The organism is Bradyrhizobium sp. (genome assembly GCF_016219575.1).
Lineage (GTDB): Bacteria > Pseudomonadota > Alphaproteobacteria > Rhizobiales > Xanthobacteraceae > Bradyrhizobium.
In genome coordinates this window covers 99,305-124,179 of the sequence record NZ_JACRMG010000013.1, presented here as the reverse complement: position 1 = coordinate 124,179, position 24,875 = coordinate 99,305, and the positions used below count along the sequence as shown (strand labels likewise).

Annotated in this window: 19 protein-coding genes; 7 read left to right on the top strand and 12 right to left on the bottom strand. The window is 64.0% G+C overall.

The window, feature by feature from the left end; genetic code table 11:
- Positions 1-172: 172 nt before the first annotated feature.
- The 6 genes from HZB49_RS13315 to HZB49_RS13290 form a co-directional block, all read right to left on the bottom strand.
- A complete protein-coding gene (locus HZB49_RS13315) occupies positions 173-373 on the bottom strand; it encodes a hypothetical protein (protein ID WP_291612011.1) in 201 nt (66 codons plus the stop codon).
- Positions 374-550: 177 nt separating this feature from the next.
- Positions 551-1,162, bottom strand: coding sequence for a sigma-70 family RNA polymerase sigma factor (locus tag HZB49_RS13310; protein WP_291612009.1), 612 nt, complete (start codon positions 1,160-1,162; stop codon positions 551-553).
- A gap of 259 nt (positions 1,163-1,421) precedes the next feature.
- Positions 1,422-2,159, bottom strand: coding sequence for a response regulator (locus HZB49_RS13305; protein WP_291612007.1), 738 nt, complete (start codon positions 2,157-2,159; stop codon positions 1,422-1,424).
- Positions 2,156-3,898 carry a DUF3369 domain-containing protein gene (locus HZB49_RS13300; protein WP_291612005.1) on the bottom strand — a complete coding sequence of 581 codons (1,743 nt, stop codon included), beginning with the start codon at positions 3,896-3,898 and terminating at the stop codon, positions 2,156-2,158. The genes HZB49_RS13305 and HZB49_RS13300 overlap by 4 nt, the downstream gene beginning before the upstream one ends.
- Complete coding sequence (locus tag HZB49_RS13295; RefSeq protein WP_291612003.1) at positions 3,868-5,922, bottom strand: HAMP domain-containing sensor histidine kinase; 2,055 nt, start codon at positions 5,920-5,922, stop codon at positions 3,868-3,870. The genes HZB49_RS13300 and HZB49_RS13295 overlap by 31 nt, the downstream gene beginning before the upstream one ends.
- Positions 5,923-5,956: 34 nt before the next feature.
- Positions 5,957-6,952: a TRAP transporter substrate-binding protein gene (locus HZB49_RS13290; protein WP_291612000.1), complete on the bottom strand. Its 996-nt coding sequence runs from the start codon at positions 6,950-6,952 to the stop codon at positions 5,957-5,959.
- 221 nt (positions 6,953-7,173) lie between these two features.
- Here HZB49_RS13290 and ugpB point away from each other — a divergent pair, with 221 nt between their 5' ends.
- Positions 7,174-8,499, top strand: a complete 1,326-nt coding sequence (gene ugpB, locus HZB49_RS13285; protein ID WP_291611998.1) for a sn-glycerol-3-phosphate ABC transporter substrate-binding protein UgpB — start codon at positions 7,174-7,176, stop codon at positions 8,497-8,499.
- 15 nt (positions 8,500-8,514) lie between these two features.
- Here ugpB and HZB49_RS13280 read toward each other — a convergent pair whose 3' ends face one another.
- The 3 genes from HZB49_RS13280 to HZB49_RS13270 are packed head-to-tail and all read right to left on the bottom strand — an operon-like array spanning position 8,515 to position 13,210.
- Positions 8,515-9,690, bottom strand: coding sequence for an acyltransferase (locus HZB49_RS13280; protein ID WP_291611996.1), 1,176 nt, complete (start codon positions 9,688-9,690; stop codon positions 8,515-8,517).
- 35 nt (positions 9,691-9,725) lie between these two features.
- Positions 9,726-9,944 carry a hypothetical protein gene (locus tag HZB49_RS13275; RefSeq protein ID WP_291611994.1) on the bottom strand — a complete coding sequence of 73 codons (219 nt, stop codon included), beginning with the start codon at positions 9,942-9,944 and terminating at the stop codon, positions 9,726-9,728.
- A 35-nt stretch (positions 9,945-9,979) separates the two neighbouring features.
- Complete coding sequence (locus tag HZB49_RS13270; RefSeq protein WP_291611992.1) at positions 9,980-13,210, bottom strand: type 2 lanthipeptide synthetase LanM family protein; 3,231 nt, start codon at positions 13,208-13,210, stop codon at positions 9,980-9,982.
- A gap of 527 nt (positions 13,211-13,737) precedes the next feature.
- On the opposite strand from HZB49_RS13270, the gene HZB49_RS13265 reads away from it, so the two are divergent.
- Together HZB49_RS13265 and HZB49_RS13260 are read left to right on the top strand one after the other, a co-directional pair.
- Positions 13,738-15,531 carry an ABC transporter ATP-binding protein/permease gene (locus tag HZB49_RS13265; RefSeq protein ID WP_291611990.1) on the top strand — a complete coding sequence of 598 codons (1,794 nt, stop codon included), beginning with the start codon at positions 13,738-13,740 and terminating at the stop codon, positions 15,529-15,531.
- The gene (locus tag HZB49_RS13260) at positions 15,521-16,177 is read left to right on the top strand and encodes a tetratricopeptide repeat protein (protein ID WP_291611988.1); all 657 of its coding nucleotides are present in this window, start codon (positions 15,521-15,523) and stop codon (positions 16,175-16,177) included. Before HZB49_RS13265 ends, HZB49_RS13260 begins: the two co-directional genes overlap by 11 nt.
- Here the strand turns inward: HZB49_RS13260 and HZB49_RS13255 are convergent.
- The 3 genes from HZB49_RS13255 to HZB49_RS13245 form a co-directional block, all read right to left on the bottom strand.
- A complete protein-coding gene (locus HZB49_RS13255) occupies positions 16,174-16,893 on the bottom strand; it encodes a hypothetical protein (RefSeq protein ID WP_291611986.1) in 720 nt (239 codons plus the stop codon). The two genes, HZB49_RS13260 and HZB49_RS13255, sit on opposite strands and share 4 nt — an antisense overlap.
- A gap of 212 nt (positions 16,894-17,105) precedes the next feature.
- A complete protein-coding gene (locus HZB49_RS13250) occupies positions 17,106-17,453 on the bottom strand; it encodes a hypothetical protein (protein ID WP_291611984.1) in 348 nt (115 codons plus the stop codon).
- Positions 17,454-17,548: 95 nt separating this feature from the next.
- The gene (locus HZB49_RS13245) at positions 17,549-18,094 is read right to left on the bottom strand and encodes a hypothetical protein (protein WP_291611983.1); all 546 of its coding nucleotides are present in this window, start codon (positions 18,092-18,094) and stop codon (positions 17,549-17,551) included.
- A gap of 222 nt (positions 18,095-18,316) precedes the next feature.
- On the opposite strand from HZB49_RS13245, the gene HZB49_RS13240 reads away from it, so the two are divergent.
- The 4 genes from HZB49_RS13240 (at position 18,317) to HZB49_RS13225 (ending at position 24,868) form a co-directional block, all read left to right on the top strand.
- Positions 18,317-19,735 (top strand): caspase family protein, encoded by a 1,419-nt coding sequence (locus tag HZB49_RS13240; RefSeq protein ID WP_291611980.1) that lies wholly within the window; start codon positions 18,317-18,319, stop codon positions 19,733-19,735.
- Between the two features lie 162 nt (positions 19,736-19,897).
- Positions 19,898-21,691, top strand: a complete 1,794-nt coding sequence (locus HZB49_RS13235; RefSeq protein ID WP_291611978.1) for an adenylate/guanylate cyclase domain-containing protein — start codon at positions 19,898-19,900, stop codon at positions 21,689-21,691.
- A gap of 295 nt (positions 21,692-21,986) precedes the next feature.
- Positions 21,987-23,606, top strand: coding sequence for an ABC transporter substrate-binding protein (locus tag HZB49_RS13230; RefSeq protein WP_291611977.1), 1,620 nt, complete (start codon positions 21,987-21,989; stop codon positions 23,604-23,606).
- A 248-nt stretch (positions 23,607-23,854) separates the two neighbouring features.
- Entirely contained in the window at positions 23,855-24,868 is a 1,014-nt protein-coding gene (locus HZB49_RS13225; protein WP_291611975.1) for an ABC transporter permease, read from the top strand.
- Positions 24,869-24,875 lie beyond the last annotated feature (7 nt).

Sequence of the window (24,875 nt, the reverse complement as noted above, 5' to 3'; positions counted from 1 at the left end):
TCTACGCAGCTTCAGCCGCAGCCGTTACGGCGCGCGGCGTCACGTGTCCGTGACGCTTTCCGGCGCGAAAAGCGCGGATACGTGAGCCCCAAACGTGGAGCGACCCGGCTGGGGGGCATCCCGGCCGGGTCGTTGGAGGTAACTTGGGGGTAGAAGTGGTCGAAAATTCCGTTCAGCGTGGGGATTCGCTGCCCCAGGAGATCACGCAGACCTCCGAGGGTGACTTGGCGCTGCAATCCACGACCTGCTCCCGGACGATCATCGTGCCTTGACCGCGATCGGCGCGGGGGGCGGCACTCTGGGCCGACAGGGTGGCCAGGGTGGAGATCGCACCGAGCGGGATAATGAAGTAGCGGAAGGACGGCTTCAGCATCTCAGTCTCCCTTGTCGGCGGTTGGCGCTTCGTCAGTGGCTACCTGTGTAAGGGGTGAGTTTTTCCAGGTGATGTCGTGAATTGTTTCAATTGTTTCGTCCGCCGTAACCGTGGAATGCGGAAAAGGCCCGGTTTCCCGGGCCTTCCTTCTTTCCAACCTGTTGAAAAGACTAAACTTTACGCGGCGATCCGGTCCACGCCGGCGCCCTTAAGCAAGTCCGCAAGCTGCTTGCGGGCATAGAACATCCGCGTCTTCACCGTGCTCTGGGGGATGCCGATGATCTCGCCGGCCTCCTCCACGCTCTTCTCGTGGTAGTAGACGAGGTTGATGATCTCGCGGTGCGCCGGCGACAATTTTGCCACGCAGGCCCGCAGGATCGCACTGGTCGTGGCGCGGTCGAGCGAAGCTTCCGGGGTGTCGGAATCGTCGGCGATCTCCAGCACGTCTTCCTGCTCGATATCCTCATGGCGGCGCTGGCGCAGTGCGGTCAGGGCCTTGAAACGGGCAATCGACAGCAACCAGGTCGAGACCTGCGAGCGGCCCTGGAACTGGCGGGCGGTCCGCCACACGTCCAGAAACACCTGGCTGACCAGGTCTTCCGCCATGGTGGTGTCGCGCACGATGCGCAGCACGAAGCGATAGACCCGAACGTTGTGGCGCGAATAGAGCACATGCATCGCATGGCGGCCGCCCTTGGCGATTTCCGCGAGCAGCATCTCATCCGATGTCGCGCGCGCAGCGGCGATATTCTTCTTGGCTGCGGCGTTGATGGCGATGACGTTCGACATTGACAGGCTCCCGGTTCGCGCCGTTTGGCGGCGTTTCGTTGGGAGGATTGATAGTTAAGGCGCGTTTCGGGATGTCTGCGCCAAAAGCAGAAAATGGTTTCACCGCTAGAAGAATTGTTTCGTCGCAGGCCTTGCGACGAAACATTCGGGGCAAAAATGTGAAAGATTTCAATATGCGGAAAATTGGAGACGTCCCGGGAGGTCGATTCGAACCCCTTTGGCCCCTGCCGCGTCTAAGCCCAGTTTTTTCGGCGGGAGGTCAGGCCTTGTCGCCGGTCGGCGAGAACAGGTAGCCGCCGCCCCGGATGGTGCGGATCACGGCGGGTTTGGCCGGATCGATCTCGATCTTGCGGCGAATGCGCATGATGCGCAGGTCCACGGCGCGGTCGAAGGCTTCCGCATCGCGCGCGTTGGCAAGCTCCAGCAGCCGCTCGCGCGACAGCACCCGCTTGGGATTGGCCGCGAACACTTTCAGGAGCCCGAACTCGGATGCGGTCAGCGGGTGCTCGTTGCCCTCGTCGTCGCGCAGCGCCTGGGCCTCGAGATCGAGCCATTTGGTGCCGAACCGCACCAGCTGATCCCTGGCGGCCTTGGCGCCGCCGGCCTCGGCGGCCGCCGGCGCTTTCGCCGTGCTCCGGCGCAGCACCGAGCGGATCCGCGCCATCAATTCTCTGAGCTCGCAGGGCTTTGCCACGTAATCGTCGGCGCCGAGCTCGAGGCCCACGACGCGGTCGATCGGGCTCGCGGTCGCCGTCAGCATGATGACGGGCACGTTGATGCGGCTCTTGAGGTCGCGGATGATGGACAGCCCGTCTTCCTCGGGCATGTTGAGGTCGAGCACCACGAGATCCGGCACGCCACTTTCGATGGCGCCACGCAGGCTCTTGCCGCCGTCGCACAGCGTCACGTTGAAGCCGTGCATTTTGAGATAGTCGCCGACCATCTCGCGGGCCGGCGCCTCGTCGTCGACGATGATGATGTGCGGGTTCTGGGTCATGACGCTTCTGTCGCCGGCAATGTAACCGTAAAGGTCGAGCCCTGTCCGGGCCCCGGGCTCTGCGCGGTCACATGGCCGCCATGCATGTCGATGATGCGCTTGACGATGGACAGGCCGAGCCCGGTCGAGCTTTCGCCGGCGGTGGGTTTCGCAGACAGCCGCTGGAACCGGCCGAACAGGCGGCCGAGGTCTTCGGGCGACAGGCCCGCGCCCTGGTCGGTCACGCGGATCACGGTGCTGGGGCCCTCATGGGCGACGGCGACCGTGATCTTGCCGCCGATCGGCGAATATTTGATGGCGTTGCTGACGAGATTGTCGATCGCCTCGCGGATGCGGTCGGCATCGCACATGGTGACGAAATTCGACGGCGCCGAGACGCTGATGGTCTGCTGCTTGTTGACCGCCGAAGGCATGTTGGTCTCGGTGACCTCGGCGACGAGGGCGGCGACGTCGACCGGTTCGCGGCGGATGGTGATGTCGAAGGCATCCGCCATCGCGTCCGAGATCAGATGATCCACCATCGTGGTCAGCCGCTTGGTGGCGTCGCGGATGTGCTCGACCTGCGCGGTGACGTTCTCCTTGGGCGAGCCGGCGCCGATCAGCTCGGTGAGCATTTCGGTGCGGCCGAGGATCACGCCGAGCGGATTTTTCAGGTCATGGGCGACGGTGCCGAGGATCTCGTTCTTGAAACTGTTGGCGCGCTGCAGCCGCAGCCATTGCGAGGACAGCCGGCGGTTGGCCTGCATCAGCGCGCGGGTGCGCTGCGCCACGCGATCCTCGAGCTGGGTGTTGGCCTCATGGAGCTGCTGGTAGAGGATGACGTTGTCGAAGGCGATCGACAGGCGGCTGGAGAAGATTTCCACCAGCGCGCGGTCGGTCTCGGAGAGCTGGCGCTCGGCCTGCAGCAGCACCACCACCTCGCGGCCGCTTCCGGTGCGCAAGTAGAGCACGCTGCGGTGGTCGGCGAATTCGTTCTTGCGGCGCAGGAACGCGGCTTCCACCATCTTCCGCAAATCCGGATCGAGCGACTTCGAGCTGGTCGAGCCGATGAAGCGGCTGTAGCAGCCGGAACCGGCCAGCACGGAAAATTCCGAGCCCGCGCCGTCGTCGCGCAGCACCAGGATTCCGGCGCAGTCGACGTTGAGCAGCGAGGCGAGCTGGGTCAGCACGCCCTCGGCGAGGCGCTGCATCGACTTGAAGTCGTACAGCGTGGAGGCGGCATCGATGATGATCTCGAGCCCGCGCCGCGTCTGTACCATGCGTTCGAGCTGTTGATAGCTGCGCAGCGCCGCGGTCAGCGAGGTGAACAGCTTGTCGGCGGTGAGCTCGGTCTTCGCCTTGTAGTCGTTGATGTCGTACTGGACGATGACGCGGCGCTCCGGCGCCTGGCCGGGCTGGCCGGTGCGCAGGATGATGCGCACGGTCTCGTTCTTGATCTCGTTGCGGATGTATTCGACGAGCTCCAGGCCCGCGACGTCGGTCTCCATGATGACGTCGAGCAGCACGGCGGCGATATCGGGATTCTCGCGCATCAGGGTACGGCCCTCGGCCGCGGAATAGGCCGAGAGGATTTCCAGCGTGGCGCCGTTGAGATTGTAGTCGCTCAGGGCGAAGCGGGTGCCCTCGTGCACGGCGGAATCGTCGTCGATGACGGCGATCTTCCATTTGCGGGCGGACGAGGCCTCCGGGGCGTGCCCGGTATCATCGATCAGGTGGAGGACATCGTCCTGTTCGGCCATTGCTCGGTTCCGTCCGCTGCTTCGTCTACTACCGTCGGGTCGCCCCTGGCAACCCGCGGCATGATAATGCGAAATGTAGTGCCTTGTCCCACCCTTGACTCCAGCAGAACGCGGCCGCCGAGCTGCTGGGTGACGAGGTTATAGACGATATGCAGTCCGAGTCCCGTGCCTCCTTCGTTGCGGCGCGTCGTGAAGAAGGGGTCGAACGCCTGCCGCTGCACGTCCGGCGTCATTCCGGCGCCGTTATCGGCGAAAATGATCTCCACATCGTCGCTGCCGCGCGGCCGCGCCGAGATCGAGATGGTCCCGGAGCGCCCGTCGGCGAAGGCGTGGTTGGCGGCGTTCAGGAACAGATTGGTCAGAATCTGCCCGTAGGAGCCGGGATAGCCGTCGATCAGCAGCCCCTCGGGCACATCCACCGCGAGCTGGATCGCCGACCGCTTCAGGACCGGCCGCAGGCTCGCCACGATCTGGTCGGTGGATTCCGAGAGACTGAACTGGCGCCGCTCGGCATGCGAGCGGTCGACCGCGACCTGCTTGAAGGACTGGATCAGCTCGCCGGCGCGATGCAGGTTGGCCACCAGCTGCTGGGCGGCATCGCGCGAGGAATTGACGAATTCGTCGAGCTTGGAGCGGCGCAGCTGGTTGGAGTTCAGCTCCGCCTGAAAGGCGTCGGCGCGGCGGGCAAAACTCGAAGCCACCGTGAGGCTGATGCCGATCGGATTGTTCACCTCGTGCGCGACGCCGGCAACGAGGCCGCCGAGGGCTGCGAGTCGCTCGGCGTCGATCAGGTTCTGCTGGGCGGCGTTGAGCTCGAGCAGCGCCGCCTCGGCCTTCTCCTTGGAGGTGCGCAGCTCCTCCTCGGTCTTGCGCTTGGCGATGGCATTCTCGCGGAACACTTCCACCGCGCGCGCCATCGCGCCGACCTCGTCCCTGGCCCTGATGCCCTGCACCTCGCGGTCATAGTCGCCGTTCATGATGGCGCGCATCGACGTCATGATCTGCTGCAGCGGCAGCCGGATCGACAGCGCGATGACGACGCCGGCGGCGAGGATGATGCCGAGGAACAGCACCGCGATCGAGGTCACGCGGCGGGAAATATTCGACAGCGTGTGATCGAAGGTTTCCTGCGCCTTCTGCTCGCGCTGGCGCATCTTGACCGAGAGATCGTCGATGGCGCCGATCGCGTCGGCCTGGCTGGCGTCGATGGTGTTGCGCAGCAGCTCGGTCCGGCTGGCGACCTGCTCGGACAGCTTGGCAAGCCCGTCGCGCAGGTCCCGTGTGCGCTGCAGAAGCCGTTGCAGGGCGAGCTTCTGCAGGTCGTTCTCCGCAAGATCCGTCATCACGGGGATGGATTTTTCGATCGTCTCGGTGTTGCGGCGGGCGTCCTCGGCGGAGGCCGAGGCAACCGACAGATAATAGGCGTTGGCGGCGACCAGCAGCGCGGTGAAGGCCTCGCGGGATTTGCCGAGCGAGGGCCAGATCAGCGCGTCGCGATGGCCGGTGGCGCCTTCGATGATCGAATAGAGCCCGGCCATGTCGCGCGCCGGGCCCAGCACCTGCTCGTCATAGGTCTTGGAGATTTTCGACTGCACGGCGCGCAACTCGCCGAAGCCGTCGAGGAAGCGGCTGGTGACGCGCTCGAGCTGCTCCACCGAGCCCGACAGCATCGGATCGGTCGCTGCGCGCGTGGTCAGCGTGCCCAGCACGGCCTCGCGCAGCAGCAGGATCTCGGCGAACAGCTCGGGGCTCGGCTGGTTGATGTAACGGTGGATCAGGTTCTGCAGCCGGCTGGTCTCGGTCTCCAGCAGGGCGAGGATCTTGTCGGACTCGCGCACCTGGCGGACGTCGTCCCAGGCCGATCCCAGCACCTTGGCGCCGTTCCAGATCAGCGCGGCCAGCACCAGCACCACGGCGGAATTGAGCAGCGCAATCGACAGGACGCGCCAGCGGATCGGTACCGCGCGCACCAGCTGGACGATGCGGACGCGGGCACGGGCGACGAAATTCGCCGGCCTTTCCATCATGCTGTCCTGGTCGTTAGCTGCCAAAGTCGCCTCAGTTCACCTTGCGGATGCGTTCGATCAATTTCGCGGAAGCCGGATCGCGCTGCGCCCTGGCATAGATGCCGGTCATCGCGGCTTCGAACGGCTGCCTCTCGAAATCAGTTACGACGATAACGCCCGCGGTTTCCGCCTGCTTGCGCGATTGCAATTCGAGATCGCGCCATTTCTCGCGCATGAACTGGCTGGAGCGGCGGGCTTCCTCGCGGAAAATCCTGCGGTCTTCGGGCGACAATGTCTGCCAGGCTTTCAGCGACATCACCAGGACTTCCGGGCTCATCGTGTGTTCCGTGAGCGTGTAGTGGCCGGCATGCTTGTAATGATCCGTGGTGACGAAGGAGGGCCAGTTGTTCTCGGCGCCGTCGATCAGCTTTGTCGCAAGTCCGGTCAGCACCTGGCCATACGGGAGTTCTACGGGGGTGGCGCCGAGCGCACGCATCATCTGGTTCATCTGCTCGGATTGCTGCACGCGGATGCGCAAGCCCTTGAGGTCGGCGAGCGAACGCACCGGGCGGACGCCGTTGTAGATCGATCGCGCGCCGGAATCGTAGAAGGCGAGCCCGACGAAGCCGTGCGGCTCGAAGCCGCCGAGGATTTCCGCACCGATCGGGCCGTCCAGCACCTTCTGCATGTGCTCGATGGAACGGAACAGGAATGGCAGCGCCAGCACGTTCATTGTCGGCACGATGTTGCCGATCAGCGCCGCATTGGTGCGGTTGAGGTCGATGGCGCCGGCGCGGGTCTGTTCCAGAGTTTCCCGTTCCTCGCCGAGCTGACGCGAATGAAACACCTTGATCTCGTGTCGGCCGCCGCTGCGTTCGGCGATCTGGCGGCCCATGAAGCGGAGCGCCTGGACGGTCGGATAATCCTCGTTCTGGGTGTCGGCGGCACGAAATTCACGCGCAAGCGCGTCCGCGGAGCCGGCCGTGAGCAACAGCGCGACAACAAGAACCACCGTCCGCTGAAGCTCGGCGCGGCCAAACACGTTCAAACACTCATCCCCTTGGTGATGGAGTCTATGGAGGAAGCAAAAGGTTCAACGCTTTTTAGCAGAAGCAGGCCTGTCGTGGCTATCCTGCCAAGGTTTCGGTTGATTTCGTTAATTGTGCGGCGCGTGCGGCGTTTGGCGATTGCAACCAATGGCGTGCGGACTTAATCAGGGGCGCCTGATAAGAAGCCGCTTCGAGAAAACTGCCGGAGGAATGATTCCGCATGAGACGGGTGCGAACATTGCTGCTGCTGGCCGCCGGCATCCTTGCCTCCGGCTTCGCATCGCCCGCGCATGCGGTCACCGAGATCCACTGGTGGCACGCGATGTCGGGCCAACTCGGCAAGCATCTGGAAAAGCTCGCCGCCGATTTCAACGCCGCGCAGACGGAATTCCGCATCGTCCCGGCCTACAAGGGCAACTACACGGAGACGGTGACGGCCTCGATCTTCGCGTTTCGTTCGCGCAGCCAGCCGGCGATCGTGCAGGTCAACGAGATCGCGACCGCCACCATGATGGCCGCGCGCGGCGCGATCTATCCGGTGTTCGAGCTGATGCGCGACCAGACGGAAGATTTTTCGCCGAACGCCTACCTTCCCGCCGTCACCGGCTATTACTCCGACGTTGCGGGCAACATGCTGTCCTTCCCGTTCAACGCCTCGACGCCGATTCTCTATTACAACAAGGATCTGTTCCGCGCCGCCGGGCTCGATCCGGCAAAGGCGCCCAGGACCTGGCCCGAGGTCGGGGCGGCGGCGAAGAAGCTGCGCGCGGCAGGCGCGCCCTGCGGCTTCACGACGTCCTGGCCGTCCTGGATCAATGTCGAGAATTTTTCCGCCTTCCACAACGTGCCGATTTCGACCAGCTCGAACGGTTTTGGCGGGCTGGATGCGGAATTGACGTTCAACAACGCGCTGCTGGTGCGCCACATCGGCCAGCTCGCGGAATGGCAGGCGGCCAAGGTCTACGACTATAGCGGCCGCGGGCCGTCGGCCGAGCCGCGCTTCCAGAAGGGCGAATGCGGGATCTTCATCGGCTCCTCGGCAACGCGCGCCGACATCAAGGCGAATTCGAAATTCGAGGTCGGCTACGGCATGCTGCCGTACTGGCCCGACGTGGCGGGCGCCCCGCAAAACACCATCATCGGCGGCGCGACGCTGTGGGTGCTGCGCGACCGGCCGCGCGGGGAGTATGCCGGCGTCGCAAAATTCTTCGCCTTCCTGTCCAGGCCCGAGGTGCAGGCGGCCTGGCACCAGAACACCGGCTATCTGCCGGTGACGCGCGCGGCCTATGAGCTGACGCGCTCGCAGGGTTTTTATGACCGCAATCCGGGCGCATCGATCGCGACCGAGCAGATGACCATGAAGTCGCCGACGGTGAACTCGCGCGGCCTCAGGCTCGGCTCGTTCGTGCTGGTGCGCGACGCGATCGAGGACGAGCTCGAGTTCGTTTTCAGCGGCAAGAAGTCCGCGAAGGCCGCGCTCGATGCCGCGGTGGAGCGCGGCAACCGCCTGCTGCGCCAGTTCGAGCGCGCCAATCCGGACCGCTGAGCTGCGGCGGGCGTATCATGCCGCACGCATTCTGGTGACCACGCGCGAGGTCATCTCGCGCAGCTTGCGAACCCACCACGCGTCGAAGCGCGCGAGCGGGTAGGCCGCCGCCAGCGTCAGCGCGACGAAGAGCAGGAACGCCACCGGCGCTGCGACCGCGGCGCCGAGATGGGCGTCAAGGCGGGAATGGACCGGTGCGATGAGCGCGAGCAGGATCGGCAGGTGAACGAGATAGAGCGGAAATGACAGCCAGCCCAGCAGAGTCGCGGTCGGCCGCGCCAGTTGCCTGCGTAGCGGGGCGCAAAACAGGGCCAGTGCCACGATCGCAGCCGCGGCGATGCCGTGCAGGACCGGTTCGATCTCCGGCGAAGCGAACGGCGCCATGAAGGCGTAGAAGCCCGTCGGCCTGGAATATCCCTCGTAACCGCAGAGCACGATTGCGAGGGCGGCGGTAACGAGCACGATCGGCGTGCGCCACGGATGCAGGAAAGCCAGCGCGACGGCGAGGGTATCGCGCTCCATGTAGATCCGCGCGATCAAGACTCCCGAAACCATCATGGCGTAATAGACGCCGCCGTCTCCGGCGCAGACGGCGGTCAGCACCAGCACGGTCGCGCCGGTCAGCATCGCGAGCCGGAACGACCTCTGGAAAATCAGGATGAGCGCGGTCGCGTAGGCCGCAAAGCTGCCGAACAGCTCGTAGTGCATGGTCCACAGCACCGTGTTGAAGCGGGCGCTGCCGTGGAAGAACGTCGTGAACAGGCCATCGATCAGCGCGCTCCGGATCACGGGCGTATCGGGATCGAAGACGCCTGTGCCGAACCAGGTGCGGTCCTGATAGAGGCCGAGCAATACGAATGCAGCCGACAGGATATTCGTCGTCACCACCAGGGGAACGAGCCGCGGCCATCGCTTCAGGGCACCGGTAACGAGCTGGCGCCAGTCGTGCCGTTCCATGGCGCGCAGGGTCAGCACGAAGCCGGACAGCACGAAGAAGATCGAGACGGCGGCGGTGCCGTTGACCAGCGCAAATAATGGTGTCCGCACCAATGCGATGGGATCGTCGGGAAAATTCCGCCCGTGCAGGCGCGGTGCGACGACCACCAGAAAATGATGCAACATCACGACCACGGCCGCGACGCCGCGCAGCGCTTCCAGTTCGATCAGCTTGCCGCGGTTCGCTTCATGCATGTTGCAGTCTTTTCGGCGCCAGATACCAAAGTGAACTACTTCGCCGCGCCGCCGGGGTCTTTTGCCTTGTCCGCGGCGGAATCGAGAAACTGGATCTTGACGCCGGGGGCGACCGCCTTGCCGGTGATGCGCTGTATCGCTTCGTTGGGATTGCCGAGACAAAGCGCGCGGAATTCCGGATCGGTCTGCGAGAGCCGGAAAATCTTCTGCACGGCGCGCTTCAGCTCTTCCTCGGTCAAGATATCTTCGTCCATTGCCGAACTCCGCGTTGACGGGCCGTGAGCTTCGATCAATTCAGCAGCAGGACCGAAGGAATTCTGGCCGGATCGGCCAGCCTCAGCAATTGATAGCCGACGCCTGCCGTTCCCTGAAACAGGCTGGGATTGAAGAAGCCGTTCTCGAAGGCGATGCTGAAGCTGCCGCGCCGGTTGCCGCGCGCAACGGTCCTGGCTGCGAGCTGCCGCGCCTTGCGGGACCAATCGCCTTCCGGAAACTGCTCGCCGGCGCTGCAGAGCGTGTCCATCAGCCCGGTATTGCCGCAGCAGAGATGGTCGCGCGGCAACAGATCGGCCTGGCTGGTTGACACCAGCGCGGCCTCGATGTCGCGCCGCACCTCGCTTGTGTCCATCACATCCAGCGCTGCGATCCGTCCGAGGCCGATGCCCGGCGCGCCATGGCACCATGCCATGCAGAACTGCGGACCTTGCGCGAGCCCGGTCGCGGCGCGCCGGTAGTCCTGCCAGTTGTTGTGATCCGCCACGAAGGCGCGCCCCTCAAATCCGATGGCATCGGCCGCCGCCTCGTAGAACCCGGCATCGCCCGTCACCTTGTACAGCTGCAGCAGCGCATAGGCGATGCCGGCAGCGCCGTGGGAAAAGCCGGTGATGTGACGCTGCTCCAGCGTCGGCCAGGTCCTGAAGCCGAATTGGTCGGGTACGCGCCGCTGCAGGAGGTGGCGGCCGCAGGCGACGGCGGTCGCAAGAATCTTCTCGTCGGCGGTCGCCGCGTAGCAGGCCAGCAAAGCGGGAATGGCGCCGGCCGCACCGCTCATGGCATCTAGACTGTCGTCCTTTTCGATCTGCGTGCTGCGAATCCGCCGCGCTGCGATCGCCGCGTCCGCGATCAGATCGTCTTCTCCCAGAAGCTGCCCCGCCTTCGTCAGTCCATAGGCAATCGAGGCCAGCCCGGCATAGCCACCAAAGCCGAACTCCATCAGCTCGGCGTCGGGGGCCGTCCTGATCCAGCGCCGCACGGGTTTCAGCGCGGCATGGGCCAAAGCGCGGTACGTCGACCCCGGCAGGAATTTCTCCAGTGCCGCGAAGAAGAGACCGACGCCGGCGCGACCGTTGTAGAGATCGTTCTCCATCGGCTGCAGGGTGTATCGCGCGGCCGCCGGCGAATAATGCAGCACCATCCAGCCGAGGTCGCCGTTGCTCTGGCGCAAGGCCTTCGCTTCAATCTCGTTGGCCAGATCGACGGCGACGCTGAGCAGCGCGTCTTCTGCCAAAGGCTCGATATCGCCGAACTCTTCGCGCGCTGTCGCCGGATCGGTTCCGAGGTTTGCGCTGCGGACATCGAAGGAGCCGGCGATCAGGCTGCGTTGCCATCGCAGATCGGATTCGTTCAGACCCCTGATCTTCGCGCGGGTTGCGTTCCACGCGGAATCGGCAAAACACCCTGCAACCGAATTTTCAGGTCCCAGTCTCAGGGCGGTTTCGTCGCCGCGCGCCGTAAACCTCGGAATATCCAGTTGCCACAGCGAAGCCATTTCGGCCTCTATCAGCGGCCAGGTCATCGGTCTGTCCGGCGCCTCGATCAGCTTCCGCGCCAGCACCTCGAATTGCAGGGCGAAATCGACGCCATCGCGGACATAGGAAGGGTGCAACGCCCTTTGCAGGATCAGCGAATACAGGGCGGTCGGCCGGTAGATGAACCGGGAATGGTGCGAAAACATCGCCCGCAGCGGCCCGGTCTCGTCGAGCAGCAAATCGGCTTTCTGCTGCAGGAAACGATAAGCCTCCTCGAAGCCTTCCAGGATGATGGTCGTGTAGCTGTCCAGAACGGCAGTCTTGCCGTTCAGCTTCGGCAGATTGCGGGCGGGTCGTGGCGGCTGCCTTTCGCAGACATAGTCCATGCCGTCGGTGTTGACGCGCTTCCAGATCACGACGTCGGCTTCGCCTTCTTCCGCGTCGGAATGCGCAAACGCGGAAATATCGAAATACTGGTGATCCAGCTTGACGGGATCGGGCAGCAGGTCCGTCGCCAGCACCGAGAGGCGCAACCGCTCCGTCATCTCGTCGACGTCGTCGCCGCCGCCGATTTCCATCCGGTGATGACAGATCGTCTCCAGATCGATCGGCACGGGATGCTCACCGGCGGCGATCAGGTTTTCGAAATGGAAGTCGCTGCCATTGAGAGCATAGACCAGGCAGAGCAGATTTCCCGACCGCCGGTAGTAACGGCGGACTTCCTCCTCGCTGGCGCATGACCGGTGTTCGACAAACTCGACCCAGCCATAATCGCCGCGATCGAGAATTGTCAGGATCCGAAACGGCAGCAGGACGTCGAGGCGGTTGATCGCGGCGGCGAAATCGAAATACGCGCGCTCGACGCCGAGACTCCGCGGCTTGTAGATGATCCTGAGTCCGGACGAAAATTCGACCGAGACGACCGTGCGGCCGCCGTCATGCGGATCGGAAAGACCGGTCTCCACTGCGATGAGCCGACCCGACGGCTTTTGCCGGCCGAATGCTCGTTCGATTTCGGGGAGATCCTCGAACAGCCTTTTATCGAATTCGCCGACGTTGCGGACCCATTGCGAAAGCGCAGTCGCCAGCAGCCGGGCCATGACGCAGTTTTCCTCGAACAGCTGATACCAGCCATCCCGGTAGGTTGCCGCGACGAAGCGGCGGTATTGCTCGCGCGACTCCGGGCCCGGTGCGACATCCGTATCGCCGTCATCGTCGAACTGGAGGCTCGCCAGAAAGGTGCGAAATTCCACGGCGAGTACCCGCGCGGCGATCTCGACAAGCCCTTGCACCAGGTCGCGCGCGAAAATGTCCAGCACGCCGGCGGGAAGGGCGCTCGCCCCGCGTTCGGACAGCAGGGCGCGCGCCGTTTCGACAAACGGCACGAACAGTTCTTCGAACGGCAGCGGCTCGTGTGGCCGCAGATAGCGGAAAGTCAGTGCCGCGTCCGGCGCCAGCGCGGCGTCGCGCAATCGCGGCGTCGCGTCCAGCACCCGGCCGAGGACATGGCACCATTCGGGCAGCGCGAAGTCCGCAGGGATTTCGGGTCGTGCCAACAGGGATCGGGCGCCGGCAAGGTCCAGCCCGTCTCGCGCGAGCCGCGCGAGGAAGAGGGCCTCATCACCCTCGGCGGCGGCGCCTCGCCATTCCCTGAGCCTGGCGGCGACCTCTGGCGGCTCGGTCAAACCCTCCGCGCCGAGGCCGGCTGCGATCCGTTCCCGGATCGACAGGGAGTTGATGGCGATTCGTGCGAACCGATCTGGCGAGAGCAAAGGCCCGGGCTCCCCTATGGGTTCGATCGCCTTGGGCGGGAGAGCTGGTCTCCATCGGCCAGCGACAAGCGCAACATTGCTCCGCCTGAAGTAACCCCGCAGGCGGAGCGCAAGTCGATCGCACCGTCAGCCAGTTTCGCGCTATTCCGGAGCCAACGCCCCGCGAGCCCGATAAAAGCAGTTATTCAGGGTCTTTGGCGTCGAATTCTTGCACGACCCCTCCATCCGGGCGGCCGGACGCCTCGCCGCCTCGATGTCCGCGGGAAGCGCGTGCTGCGTCAGCAGCGGCGGCAGAACAAACGTACGAACGCCAACCTCGCGGTTCTTTTCAGAGCCAGGCATCGAGATGTCCTTACCTTGACGGGTAACGGCCAGCCCCCAAGAAGGCGTCACCCTCGTTCGTCAATGGGGCCGGAACCAGTCTAGACTGCGACCGCTCGCTGTCAATTCCGGCACGGGGACTAATGACCGCTGAGAGCGAAAGCGATGGTGACGGCATGCCTGCTCCGCCCCGGGGGCGGCGGGCGATGTCATCCATGATCGTCCCGCTGCTGCCCTATATCTGGCCCCGCGACCGGCCCGATCTGCAGTTGCGGGTGGTCGTAGCATTGCTGCTGCTGCTGGCGACGAAGCTGGCGACGCTTTCCATTCCCCTGCTTTTCAAGCTGATCACCGACGCGCTGGTCGGTGATCTGGAAAAGCCGCCGATGGCGGGGTCGCAGTGGACGCTATGGCTGCTGGGTGCGCCGGCGGCGCTGGTCGCTGCGTATTGCATCGCCCGCGTTCTGGAATCGGCGCTGACGCAGTTGCGCGACGGCCTGTTCGGCAGGGTCACGATGCATGCGGTGCGGCGCATGGCGGTGAAGACCTTCGCCCATCTGCATGAATTGTCGCTGCGCTTCCATCTCGAGCGCAAGATCGGCGGCCTGAGCCAGGTGCTCGAGCGCGGCCGCAACGGCGTCGAGATCATCGTCCGGCTGGTCGCGATGCAGTTGCTGCCGACCTTCGTCGAACTGCTGCTGATCGCCGGTTATATGATGTGGCAGTTCGACTGGCGCTATGTCGTCACTGTCCTGCTCACCGTCATAGGCTACGTCGTCCTGACCTGGCGGTTGACCGAAACCCGGCTCGGCATCCGCCGCATCGTCAACAGCGCCGACACGGAAGCGAATTCGCGGGCGGTCGATGCGCTGATCAACTATGAAGCGGTGAAATATTTCGGCAACGAGGACCGCGAGATCCGGCGCTACGATTCCATGATGCAGCGTTACGAGGATGCGAGCGTCAAGGCGATCACGTCGCTGTCGATGACGAACACGGCGAACACCATCCTGTTCACCGCGGGTCTCGGCGTCGCCATGGTGATGTGCGTGCTCGAGGTCAAGGCCGGCACCAAGACGGTCGGCGACTTCGTGCTGATCAATGCCATGATGCTCCAGCTCTATCAGCCGCTGTATTTCGTCGGCCTCGCCTATCGCGAGGTCAAGCAGGCGGCGACCGATATCGAGGCGATGCGGTCGGTGCTGGCGGAGGAACCCGAGATCGAGGACCGCGCTACGGCGCAACCCCTGAAGGCCGGAAGCGGCGTGATCCGCTTTGACAATGTGGTGTTCGCCTATGAGCCGGGGCGCACAATCCTCAACGGCGTCAGCTTCGACGTGCCGTCGGGCAAGTCTCTCGCCGTCGTCGGTCCGTCCGGGTCGGGCAAATCGACCATCGCACGGCTGCTCTTTCGCCTGTACGACGCGACTTCGGGCCGGGTACAGATCGACGGACAGGATGTCGGCGAGGTGACGCAGGCTTCCCTGCGCGCGGCGATCGGCATCGTGCCGCAGGACACCGTGCTGTTCAACGACACCCTGCGCGAAAACATCCGCTATGGCCGCATGTCGGCAACCGACGCGGAGGTCGAGGACGCCGCCCGGCATGCGCAACTCGACGGGCTCATTCGCGCTGCGCCCGACGGCTACGAGACCGAGGTCGGCGAGCGGGGCCTGAAACTGTCGGGCGGCGAAAAGCAGCGCGTCGCCATCGCGCGCACGATTCTGAAGAATCCGCGCATACTCGTGCTCGACGAGGCAACGTCCGCACTCGATACCAGGACGGAGAAGGAAATCCAGGGCGCGCTGGAAACGGTCTCGCGCAACCGGACCGCCTTGATCATCGCCCACCGGCTTTCTACCGTCGTTGGCGCCGACGAGATCATCGTTCTCGATCGAGGGGTGGTCGCCGAGCGCGGCACGCACCAGGCCTTGCTGGCGAAAGGCGGACTTTATGCCGGCATGTGGCGTCATCAGAGCGAGGCCGGCGATGGCGGATGAACGTTCTGACACGGGCAATGTCGGCAGCGGCCCCGACGATTTGCCGGCGCAAGCCATGCTTGCGCTGGACGAGGGCCGTGCCGGTGACGCAGCGCGGTTGGCGGCCGAGGTGCTCGAAGCCGATCCGCGCCATGCCGGCGCGCTATACGTCCTGGGTTACGCCTTGACCGTGCAGGGCCGCTACGACGAGGCGGTCGACGTGCTCGGGCGCGGTGTCGAGGTCGCGCCGTCGAGACCGGAAATCTCCATCCAGCTCGGTTATGCCCGGCTCTCCCGCCGGGACTGCACCGGCGCCATGGTCGCCTTCGCGCGGGCGCTCGACATTTCCCCGCATTCTCACACCGCCCTGTTCGGCCTTGCCAAGGCGCATCAGGAACTCGGCGAGAATGAACCGGCCGCCGAAGGCTTTCGGCGCTATCTCGCCATCCGCCCGAACGATGCGGGGGCCTGGCTCAATCTCGGCCATTGCCTGCTGGAGCTCGGCCAGCTCGATGCCGGCTACGAGTGTTTCCGCATGGCGGCGCGCGGTGATGCCGCGCGCTACGGCACCGCGCTGACCTCGCTCTCGGCGGCCTCGCGCGGCCGGTTTTGGCTGAGACCGAGCGACGCCGCGCGATTTCTGCGAATGCCTGAAGCCGAGGATTAGCGCTTCGGCGTCCGAAAACGCCGGCGATACACGTCGGCGTCCTGTCCGATCGCCTCGCGCGTCCGGATCATCTGCTCGGTTTCTTCCGTGGAAAAAGTTTCGAACCGGCCGGTCCAGCTCTCGCGCCTGATCGGCAGGCATTGCGCCACCGGCGTGCCTTTCGGGAGGATTCCGTTGAAGGCGGCATCGTGCCAGCGCGCCGGAAAATTGACGGGGCTGTCGTGAAAACTGTCGCAATCGACCAGGCCGGTCAGTGTCGTGAACGGCAGGTCGGCGCGGTTGACCGGGTGGGTGAAGAAGATCGAGTAGCCCGCCGGCGCCTCGATGGTCCAGAAATTGTTGAACTTGATGATGAAGCGGTCCTCGTCGAAAAACGGCGTGCCGGCGATCTGGCTGGAATCGTGAAACCCGATCGGCGAATGCGAATATTCGCTGAAGAATCCATCGGGGACATCGAACTTCCAGGAAAATTCGCCGTCCCGCACCTCGAGGTCGACCGGCAACGGAATCAGGAACCCGTGCGTCATGGCATCGATGAAGGGCGGGCATTTCTTCACCGTCTGGGCTTCGGCGCCCATGGTCGGGTTGAACGCCTTTTGCGGCAGGGCCTTGAACCAGTCGGGCAGGCCGTGCACGGCCGGGATCGGCCGCGGCAGGATACCGTCGAGTTCGCGCGGACAGCGAAAAATCAGGGTCGCTTGATCGGCCTGGTCCATGAAATCCACCCGTGTTTCCAGCAGATGCGCACGCCCGTGCGGTGCGGAAATGCTGAATTGCGATATGCGCGCATGTTACAGCGCCGCAGCGCTGCCCGCGCGCCTGGACCGTGGATTCATGCCTTCTGCTGGATCAGCGCCGCGGCGCGGCCGCGCCGGGGTAACGACATCTGAGCTCCGCCCGACACCGTTACCCCGCTGAACCCGGCTTGCTACCCCTTCTGCTGGATCAGCCGCGCCGCGTAGGCAAGCACCCCGGTGACTTTGGCAAGGTCCGAGCCCTCCTGACCGGCCGATCCGATCCGCCGCATGATTCCGGCCACCACCGACCGGGCCTGCGAAATGGCCGAAAGGGCCTGGGCCTTGTTGGTGGCGACTCGCAGCTGCGAGGCGGCCTTCTGCAACGCAGCCTGGGCCTCGGGCGAGCGGTAGGCGGTATAGACGCTCGTCTTGTCCAGCTTGTTGGCCAGACAGTTATAGAGCTCCTTGCCGGCCAGGGCGTCGCAAGCTGCGCTTGCGGTGCCTTGACCTGCGAGAAGCGCACCGAATACGACCGCCATCAATAGAGCGACGGCTCGCGCATAACGCGCTAGGAATTGTAGTTGCATTTGACTTCCCCCTGTTTGCAGTGCGGTATCCGCCAATTCGGATCCGTCTACTGCGACCCCGCTGGCGCAACGGTGTTGCCCACGATGAATTCGCACGGCACCGTCGTCAGCTTGGGTTCACCTTTAAGTGCGAACAGCTTCTCCCAATGTGACCTGCGGCACACGACCCCGCTCGGCGCGTCCTCGACGATGACGACCGAGTAAAGCCGGTCGCGCTTCTGGAAGGCCTTGATGTTGGTGTCCTCGGGAAAGGTCTGCAGCAGCGTCAGCACGCCGTGGCCGCTCTCGTTGTCGGCGGCGATGCCGGCAATGCCGGAAATGGTGCGCAACTTGCCGCCCTCGATCGTCGCGCCGATGAACACGCCCTCGGTGACGGTATTCTGCAGGATCTTCTGCTTGAGGAAGCCGGGACCGAGTTCAGAACTGAGCCGAAGCTTGTTCTTCAGGGTCGGCGAATAAAAGATTTTGTCGGTGCCGCCCTGGAAGACGATCGTGGTGCCCTCCGGCCCGCCGGCCAGCAGGTTCTGGAATTCGCGTCCGCTCAGTACGCCGGCAACAGCGGGCGGGGCGCCGATCGCACATGCCAACGCCATGACCGCGACCGCGGCTGGCTTTCGGGAATGGGCCTTGTGCATCGGGGGGATCGGGGATTTTACTGGAGGAGGTCGTCTTGGCCGGGCAATTCAGAAAATCAATTTTCAAATCCAACCATACTGGCCGGTGACCGTCAATTTGACGGCAGGGCCTGGGCCATGACAGGCGAGGTGCCTTCGCCTAGGATCGCGCAAAGGTTGAGGGGTGGGAAATCATTGTCGATGCGAAAGGGCTTCCTGAGATCAGTGCTTGCAGGGCTGCTGACCCTGCTCGTGGTTGCCTCGTCATTGGCTGCCAGCGAGAGGAAGCCGGGCGAACGCAGGACGGTGGCGTCGTCGGCGCCGCGGCTGGCGCTGGTGATCGGCAATGCCAATTACCCAAAGCTCGGCACGCTGGATAACCCCGGCCGCGATGCGGCGCTGATGGCGGAAAAGCTCGGGCAACTTGGCTTCGAGGTGACCGCGGTTGCCGACCGCGACCTCAAGTCTATGACATCAGATGTCGAGGAGTTTTCGCGCAAGGTGAAGCAGCGTGGGCCGCAGACGGTCTCGCTGCTCTATTATGCCGGCCACGGCCTCGAAAATGACTCGCTCAACTACCTCGTGCCCGTCAACGCCGACATCAGGAAGCGCGCCGACATTCCGCACCAGTCGCTCAGCCTCAAGCGCGTCGCCGACCGGCTGGCATCCGCCGGCAACCAGCTCAACATCCTCATTGTCGACGCCTGCCGCGACAATCCGTTTCCCGCAGGCATTGCGCCATCGGGCACGCTGGGGCTGGTGCCGATGGGAGCGGTGTATGGCGTGTTCATCGCGTCCTCGACCGGCTCGGGCAAGATCGCCTTTGACGGCGACGACGGGCACAGCCCCTATACGCGGGCGCTGGCGGAAGCCATCGCCACGCCCGGCGAAAAGCTGGAAGACGTCTTCAAGAGCGTGCGCCGCCACGTGCGGCTCTCGACCCGGGAGCAGCAGATTCCCTGGGAGTCCACCGCGCTGGAGTTCGATTTCTATTTCGTGCCGCCGGCGCCGCCGCCGTCGCAATCGGAGCAGCTCTTCGCGGCCGCAAAGGAGACGGGAAACCTCGCGCTCTACGAACTCCTGATCGAGCGCTTCCCGTCGAGCCCGGAAGCCGCTGAAGCCCGCGGCATCGTTGCGAAGCTGAGGCAGGGGGCGTCTGCCGAGCCTGCGACGGCCTCGTCGGCCGCGGCTTTGGTGCTGTCGCGCGCAAAGCGAGCCCAGACGCAGGCGCCGGAAGCCTACGACCTCGTCGCCGCGCTGTTTCCCGATGCGCCGGAGGCGGAAGAGGCGCGCGCGGCCGCGATCCGCTTGCGCGAGATCACCGTGCTCGACAGCGCCGGCCCCGCCTATGAAGGCCGCGAACTGGTGCAGATGATCCAGGAGCAGCTGCTCAGGCTCGGCTGCATGCAGGGCGAGCGCAATGGCGCCTTCGAGGCGCCGACCGTCCAGGGCCTGCGCCGCGCATCATTGCTGTCGGACGAGCCTTACCTCTGGTACCGCCCGACCATGGCCGCGCTGCGGGCGCTGAAGAAGATCGCTTCGCCAGACGGCTGCGGCCGGCAGCAGATGGTCGCCTCGCCGCGCTGCCTGCGCATCAATGGCGAGGACTATTGCCCCTGAGGCTCCCCGGCCAATGACCGCGCGGCCGGAACGGTGTATGCCGCTCATGGGGTCAGGTAGGCTTGGCCTTGACTGTCCCCGATGTCTGCACGGCCCATGCCCCCTTGTCTCCCTATTCGGCTTCCGTACAGAATAGCTGGCGGTTAAGGGGGAGACAGGCACTTGCCTGGACAGGATCAGCCGGTTCGAGTGGGGCGCCGGTTAGCGGCAATCGTCGCGGCCGACGTGGCCGGCTATTCCCGCCTCATGGGCCTCGACGAGGTCGGCACAGCCCGGACCCTCCGCGAACACCGAGCCGTCACCGACGCTCTGGTGGCCAAGCACGGCGGGCGCCTCGTGAAGACCACCGGCGACGGTGTACTGCTCGAATTTCCGTCAGTGGTGGATGCCGTCGAGTGCGCTGTGGCGGTTCAGGCGGTGATGGCCGAGCGCAATGAGCAGGTCCCGCCGGACCGCCGGATGGCTTTCAGGATCGGCGTCAATCTCGGCGACATCCTGATTGAGGGCGATGATATCCTCGGAGACGGCGTCAACGTCGCCGCTAGGCTGGAGGGCATCGCCGAGCCGGGTGGCATCTGTATCTCGGCGTCTGCCTATGATCAGGTGCGCGGCAAGGTCGCGCTAGAGTTCATCGATCTCGGCGACAAGACTTTGAAGAATATCGCTCGTCCGGTGCGCGCCTACGCTGTGAGGATAGACGATCAGCGACCAAAAACCACCCCGAGCGCCTCATCGCAGCAATTTGTCACCACCGTGCCGCTCCCGCTGCCTGACAAGCCATCAATCGCGGTTCTGCCGTTCCAAAACATGTCAGGTGATGCGGAACAGGAATACTTTGCAGACGGCATGGTGGAAGACATCATCACAGCGCTCTCACGGTTCAAATCGCTGTTCGTTATCGCGCGTAACTCGAGCTTCACCTACAAAGGCAAGGCCGTCGACATAAAGCAGGTTGGGCGCGAGTTGGGGGTCCGGTACGTCCTCGAAGGAAGTGTTAGACGATCGGGAAACCGCGTTCGTGTAACCGGGCAGTTGATTGAGGCATCTACAGATAGGCATCTCTGGGCGGACAAATTCGACGGTCCAATCGACGACGTTTTCGACTTGCAAGATCGTCTGACAGGTGCCGTGGTAGGTCTGATCGCACCCCAGATCGAAGAAGCCGAAATTGCGCGTGCCAGGCAGAAACCAACGGACCGATTGGACAGCTATGACTTCTACCTGCGAGGCCTTGCTCAGCACTATAATAGAGCATGGCCGGAGGCGCGTGAACTTTTCAAAAAGGCTTTTGAGCTGGACCCGGAATTTGCAGCTGCGTACGCGATGGCGGCTCATACGTTTCACGGACAGGTTGGTGCGGGCAGTCACCCTTTGACGCCCGAAATGCGCGCCGAAGCGATCAGGCTCGCGAATGCAGCCGTTCAAATAGGCAGCGAAGACGCCTTTGTGCTCGCACGATGTGGCCATACTCTCATGTTTCTCGGAAACGAATTCGACCGCGGTGCTGCGATGGTCGAAAAGGCGCTCTCACTCAATCCAAATCTTGCCACCGCACGCTTTTCACTTGGCTGGATATCAGTGGTTGGGTGCGACCCTGAGCGGGCCATTGAGAGCTTTCAATCGATGATCCGTTTCAGCCCGCTCGACGCAATGAGAGTGAATTCCTCCGCCGGTCTGGCTTGGGCATACTGGCTTCAGGGCCAGTACGACGAGGGATACGGAATTGCGAAAAGCGTGGCGACCGTTTACCCAAATGCTCAAATTTTTGGGTCGTTGATCGCGAATTGCGTGGCGGCTGGTCGGGTGGACGTAGCCAGGGCAGCGGCGTCCGAACTGCAAAAGCTCGATCCCACTTTCAGCACACAGCGGGCGCTTGTTGAGTTGTTTCCGCTTCGCAAGCCAGAATTTAGCTCCAAACTAGGCGAAGCGTTGCGAGCGGCTGGTTTGCCGGAGTGAGGACCGCCGCTCCCTTGTCCGCTATTGCGCCGAAGACGGAGGAGGCGCGCATTTGCCCTAGGGCAATGCGCCGCACAACGATCGGGCCGTTCAATCTTTCAGCCTATATTTTGAGCAAAGGCAGCGCTTTGTATGCAACCTGTGCGCCTGCCAAATGGGCGATCAGGCCCGGTATCTGCGAAATTCCACTGTTACAGCAATGGGTTGGGCGACCGTTAGTCTCTCATTAAGCTCTGGCATAATCCTTGCGAATCCCGCTCCAGGCCAAATCCACAGCTAGCCCTTGGAGCACCCCATGAAGCGTCGCGATTTCCTCAAATCCGTCTCGGGACTGGCGGCAGGCGCCATGGTGCCGGCACCGGCGATCTGGTCGTCCGCCAAGGCCGATGCCCGCTCCGAGACGCTCCTGATCGTCTCCGAAGGCGGCCCCAACAATCTCGACATCCACGGCATCGGCACCAACGTGCCCGGCTATGAGGTGTCGTGGAATTGCTACGACCGCCTGATCAGCCACGAGATGAAGAGCGGTCCGGGAGGGGTGCCCTATTACGACCGCGACAAGTTCAAGGGCGAGCTCGCCGACGACATGAAGATCGACGACATGTCGGTGACCTTCAAGCTGAAGAAGAACGCCAAGTTCCACGACGGCGCGCCGGTCACCGCCAGGGACGTCAAATGGTCGCTCGACCGCGCGGTCAGTGTCGGCGGCTTTCCGACCTTCCAGATGAGCGCGGGCTCGCTGACCAAGACAGAGCAGTTCGTCGTCGTCGACGACAACACGGTGCGGGTCGACTTCGCCAAGAAGGACCGCCTGACCATTCCCGATCTCGCCGTCATCGTGCCCTGCATCGTCAATTCGGAGCTGGTGAAGAAGAACGCCAGCGAGAAGGATCCGTGGGGTCTCGAATACACCAAGCAGCAGACCGCGGGCTCCGGCGCCTACAAGGTGACGAAGTGGACCGCCGGCACCGAAGTGATCATGGAGCGCAATGACGAGTGGGTCGGTGGTCCCCTGCCGAAGATCAAGCGCGTGATCTGGCGCATGGTGCCGCAGGCCGGCAACCGCCGCGCGCTGCTGGAGCGCGGCGACGCCGACATCTCCTACGAGCTGCCGTTCAAGGATTTCCAGGAGATGAAGGCCAACGGCAAGCTCAACGTGGTGTCGCTGCCGTTCTCCAACGGCATCCAGTACATCGGCATGAACGTGACCAAGCCGCCGTTCGACAATCCGAAGGTGCGGCAGGCGATCGCCTATGCGATCCCGTACCAGAAGATCATCGACGCCGTGCTGTTCGGCCTCGCCAATCCGATGTTCGGTGCGCCCGCGGACAAGGCGACCGAAGTGGCGTGGCCGCAGCCGACCAAGTTCAACACCGACATGGCGAAGGCGAAGGCGCTGCTGGCGGAGGCCGGTTACGCCAACGGCTTCGAGACCACGCTGTCATTCGACCTGAACTTCGCCAACGTCAACGAGCCGCTCTGCATCCTGGTGCAGGAGAGTCTGGCCCAGCTCGGCATCAAGACCACGATCAACAAGATCCCCGGCGCCAACTGGCGCACCGAGCTCACCAAGAAGGAGCTGCCGCTCTACACCAACGTGTTCTCGGGCTGGCTCGATTATCCCGAATACTTCTTCTACTGGTGCTATCACGGCAACAATTCCATCTTCAATACGATGAGCTACAAGTCGCCGGAGATGGACAAGATGATCGACGGCGCGCGCACCGCCGCTTCGATCGGCGACAAGGCGAAGTACGATGCCGACGTCAAGGGCTTTGTCGACATCGCCTTCGCCGAGGTGCCGCGCATCCCGCTGTACCAGCCCTTCGTCAACGTCGCGATGCAGAAGAACGTCTCGGGCTACCAGTACTGGTTCCACCGTCGCCTCGACTACCGCGCGCTGGTGAAGGCATAAGCCGCCATGGGTGTCCGTGACGCAGAAGCGCGCGCTTTTCTCCTTTCCTTGAGTGAGGGAGCCACAGCTCTCTCATTCCCTCCCCCCTTGCGGGGGAGGGGCAGGGAGAGGGGTGGCGTCATCGGCAGTCTTTCCTTGGTACCCCTCTCCCCAACCCTCCCCCGCAAGGGGGGAGGGAGCCCATTCAGTCCCGATGTGGTGGAAGGAGGCCCATCCGGCCCCTTTGTTGCGCAACGAACGAGATCTCCATGCTGAGCATGATCGGCAAGCGGCTGATGTTTGCGATCCCGAGCCTGATCGGAGTCGTCATCGTCACCTTCCTGCTGACGCGTGCATTGCCGGGCGATCCCGCCGCCTACTTCGCCGGGCCCGCCGCGACCAAGGAAGCGATCGAGCAGATCAGGAAGAAGCTTGGCTTCGACAAGCCGCTGGTCGAGCAGTTCGTCCGTTACGCCAACGATCTCGCCCATGGCGATTTCGGCAATTCGCTGACGACCGGCCAGCCGGTGGCGACCGAAATCCGCAACCGCCTGCCGGCTTCCGCCGAGCTGACGCTGCTCGGGCTGTTCTTGTCGATCTCGATCGCGCTGCCGCTCGGTGTGATGGCCGCGACGCGGCCGGGGTCGTGGATCGACCATCTCTGCCGCATCACCACGACCGCCGGCGTATCGTTGCCGGTATTTTTCACCGGCCTCGTGCTGGTCTATGTCTTCTATTTCCGCCTCGGCTGGTCGCCGGCGCCGCTTGGCCGGCTCGACGTGTTCTACAGCGCGCCGCCGACGGTGACCGGCTTCTACCTGATCGATACCCTGATCGCCCGCGACTTCGAGGCGTTCCGCTCGGCGCTGAGCCAGCTCGTGCTGCCCGCGGCGACGCTTGCGATCTTCTCGCTGGCGCCGATAGCGCGCATGACCCGCGCTTCGATGCTGGCGGTGCTGGCCTCCGAATTCGTACGCACCGCGCGCGCCAGCGGATTGTCGCCGGGCACCGTGGTCGTCACCTACGCTTTCCGCAACGCCATGCTGCCCGTCATCACCACGCTCTCGATGGTGTTCTCCTTCCTGCTCGGCGCCAACGTGCTGGTGGAGAAAGTCTTCGCCTGGCCCGGCATCGGCTCCTATGCGGTGGAGGCGCTGATCGCCTCGGACTTCGCGCCGGTGCAGGGCTTCGTGCTGACCATGGCGGTCATGTACGTGCTGCTCAATCTCTTGATCGACATTCTCTATGGCGTGATCGATCCGCGCGTCCGGCTCGAGGGCTGAGGAGGAA

Bases quoted from the DNA above. Each gene is read 5' to 3' on its own strand.
- HZB49_RS13305 (WP_291612007.1), bottom strand. From the start codon at position 2,159: ATGACCCAGAACCCGCACATCATCATCGTCGACGACGAGGCGCCGGCC.
- HZB49_RS13310 (WP_291612009.1), bottom strand. From the start codon at position 1,162: ATGTCGAACGTCATCGCCATCAACGCCGCAGCCAAGAAGAATATCGCC.
- HZB49_RS13240 (WP_291611980.1), top strand. From the start codon at position 18,317: ATGCGAAAGGGCTTCCTGAGATCAGTGCTTGCAGGGCTGCTGACCCTG.
- HZB49_RS13315 (WP_291612011.1), bottom strand. From the start codon at position 373: ATGCTGAAGCCGTCCTTCCGCTACTTCATTATCCCGCTCGGTGCGATC.
- HZB49_RS13255 (WP_291611986.1), bottom strand. From the start codon at position 16,893: ATGGACCAGGCCGATCAAGCGACCCTGATTTTTCGCTGTCCGCGCGAA.
- HZB49_RS13295 (WP_291612003.1), bottom strand. From the start codon at position 5,922: ATGGAAAGGCCGGCGAATTTCGTCGCCCGTGCCCGCGTCCGCATCGTC.
- HZB49_RS13265 (WP_291611990.1), top strand. From the start codon at position 13,738: ATGTCATCCATGATCGTCCCGCTGCTGCCCTATATCTGGCCCCGCGAC.
- HZB49_RS13300 (WP_291612005.1), bottom strand. From the start codon at position 3,898: ATGGCCGAACAGGACGATGTCCTCCACCTGATCGATGATACCGGGCAC.
- HZB49_RS13250 (WP_291611984.1), bottom strand. From the start codon at position 17,453: ATGGCGGTCGTATTCGGTGCGCTTCTCGCAGGTCAAGGCACCGCAAGC.
- HZB49_RS13230 (WP_291611977.1), top strand. From the start codon at position 21,987: ATGAAGCGTCGCGATTTCCTCAAATCCGTCTCGGGACTGGCGGCAGGC.
- HZB49_RS13280 (WP_291611996.1), bottom strand. From the start codon at position 9,690: ATGCATGAAGCGAACCGCGGCAAGCTGATCGAACTGGAAGCGCTGCGC.
- HZB49_RS13260 (WP_291611988.1), top strand. From the start codon at position 15,521: ATGGCGGATGAACGTTCTGACACGGGCAATGTCGGCAGCGGCCCCGAC.
- ugpB (WP_291611998.1), top strand. From the start codon at position 7,174: ATGAGACGGGTGCGAACATTGCTGCTGCTGGCCGCCGGCATCCTTGCC.
- HZB49_RS13275 (WP_291611994.1), bottom strand. From the start codon at position 9,944: ATGGACGAAGATATCTTGACCGAGGAAGAGCTGAAGCGCGCCGTGCAG.
- HZB49_RS13225 (WP_291611975.1), top strand. From the start codon at position 23,855: ATGCTGAGCATGATCGGCAAGCGGCTGATGTTTGCGATCCCGAGCCTG.
- HZB49_RS13245 (WP_291611983.1), bottom strand. From the start codon at position 18,094: ATGGCGTTGGCATGTGCGATCGGCGCCCCGCCCGCTGTTGCCGGCGTA.